The sequence below is a fragment of the Streptococcus sp. HMSC068F04 genome, from assembly GCF_001837455.1.
Classification (GTDB): domain Bacteria; phylum Bacillota; class Bacilli; order Lactobacillales; family Streptococcaceae; genus Streptococcus; species Streptococcus salivarius_D.
In genome coordinates this window covers 1-2,353 of record NZ_KV832530.1, presented here as the reverse complement: position 1 = coordinate 2,353, position 2,353 = coordinate 1, and the positions used below count along the sequence as shown (strand labels likewise).

At 39.4% G+C, this 2,353-nt stretch carries 2 protein-coding genes; both read right to left on the bottom strand.

Going from position 1 to position 2,353, the window contains the following annotated elements; genetic code table 11:
- On the bottom strand, nt 1-135 hold a 135-nt coding region (locus HMPREF2571_RS11020), incomplete at its 3' end, for a KxYKxGKxW signal peptide domain-containing protein (protein WP_176745589.1).
- 57 nt (nt 136-192) lie between these two features.
- Nucleotides 193-2,353 (bottom strand): glucosyl transferase (locus tag HMPREF2571_RS08945; RefSeq protein WP_070847831.1); only part of this gene is annotated, 2,161 nt, incomplete at its 5' end.

Here is a 2,353-nt window from a genome sequence, read left to right as displayed (position 1 = left end):
AACAGGGGTAGGTTGTTCTTCAGCTGAAGCATAGTTGAGACCTGCAAAACTCAATCCCAAAGCAAGCCCTGTCACTGCAATAGTTACCCAATGTTTTTTAACTTTGTGAAGTTTAAAATGTACTTTCTTTTCCATGATAATTCTCCTTTCATTGTAAACTGTCATTATTGAGAAGGAGTATTTATAACTTCATTAACTAATTGGTGTTCCGTTTCCATCCGCATCAAAATGATAGGTTTGCCCTTTAATAGTAATGTCAATATTTGACAAACGGGCACCTGAGTTAGCATCGTAGTAGTGGATTTTACCATCGACGGTGACTAGTTCACCTTTGGCTTGTTTACCGTTACTGTGGAAGTAGACTGGAACATTGTCAATGGTTTGTTCACCGGTCAAGGCGTACCAGTTTGGACCAAAGTAATACCAACTACCTTCCCATTCATGGTATTGATTTTTAAGAGCAGCGCCTGTTGCTTCATCCAGATAGTAGATGTGGCTACTGTTAGGGATAGTATCACTGTAATACGCATAGATGAGCTCACCTCTACTTTGCATTCCGTAGTAGTATTTACGAGTAGGAAGTCCAAAGTAGTAGAGTTCGCCATCGATAACTTGAACGGAGACTAATTTGTTTCCCTTACCGTCTAAATAATACCAGTGATTATCTTTGGTTTTAACGAAACCAGCTTTTGTGACTTTTTTACCATCAAATCCGATATAGTCTCCACTATCTCCGTGGCCTGTGAATTCTCCGAAGGCCTGATGACCATCTCCAACGATAAGATTCACTTCTTCACCATGAACAATATGTGTTCCTGAGTAAACTTTTCTACCATCTTGACCAACATAATAGCGTTTGCCATCGACTTCGACGATTTGGTCTCGGACAGCAGCACCTGTGTCTTTGTCATAAAAATGATCAGCATTGGCAAAAATACCTTTGGCTTGGACACCGTCTTTATCAAAATAGACTTCTACACCACCTATAGTTTGAGCACCAATTAATTTATCGCCCTTATCATTGACATAGTACCATTTGCCATCTTTTTCGACATAACGGTTGGTAACGAGGGCTCCACTATCTTTATCATAATAATGGCCGTTTGGCGCAAAGTCCCCTTTAACTTGAGAATAGTCATCACGGAAGTAGACATTGACATAATCTATCACTTGTTCACCCTTTAAAGGATAACTAGATTTATCAACATAGTACCATTTACCTCCAGCAGTAACATAACTATTTTTGGCTGTAACTGGAGTCAATTTACCATTTTCATCTGCAATTGATGTTGGGTATCTATCATCTACAGCAATAAAAGTGAAAGCATTGGTGAGGATAGCACCTCTTACGCCGTTAATGTATTTAGAAAACTGAGCATAGTACCAGTTTCCATCAACTTGGAACAGTGGGTTTGGGCTGCCAGGAACATCATCTCTTAGTGAACCAGATTCATCAAAATAGTAGAGTTGTCCATTAATACGCTTGAATCCATGGACAACATGTCCATTTTCATCAGCATAAACAGAAGGTGTCCAGAGGTATCCTCTCAGGTACATGTATCTGATTTTACCCCAGCCATTATAGACTTTTTGTCCCTGTTCATTGTAATAACTTTCAGTACCATCAGGATTCTTGAATTTAGAATAATAGACCATGTCTGGTTGGAAGTAGTACTCTTTACCGTCGATGGTTTTAGGGCCAGTGTAAATATTACCGTCATTGTCATAGTAGTAATAAATGTCGTCGCTGGTTCCGTTAATGTAGCGAGTACTATGGTAGAGGGCAATCTTATTATTCCAAAGTTCGCCATTTTCAGGATGGAAATAATATCCTTTACCCTCAATAACTACTCTTTGTCCTTTTGTTTGAAGCCCCTTGTCATTAAAGTGGTAAGTTTTGTCTCCAATTTCTTGAAGGCCAGTCACTTTTTCACCTGTCTTATCTACATAATACCAGTGGTTATCGCCAGTAGTAACAAAAGATTCAGTTGTTAGATGTCCAAGTTCACCATCATAATAATGTCCATCTTGGGCAAAGTTTCCTTTGACCTGTTTACCATCCTTGTCAAAATAGACATGCTGTCCATCAATTAGGTTTGGACCTGTCAGATCCTTGCCATCTTTTTTGTAATGCCAATTGCCTTGTTCATCACTATACCATTGACCACCCGTGATATTCTTTTCAGCAGAGGGAACTTGAGAATTAGGGGTATCAGTATCACTAGTTGTTGGTGACACATTCTCAGGTGTAACACTCTCGCTAGTCGTTGCACTTACCTCAGAATGTGTAGTTTCAGAATTAGCTACTTCCGAACTAGCTGTACTTGTGACTTCAGAGCTTGGTTTTTCAGAA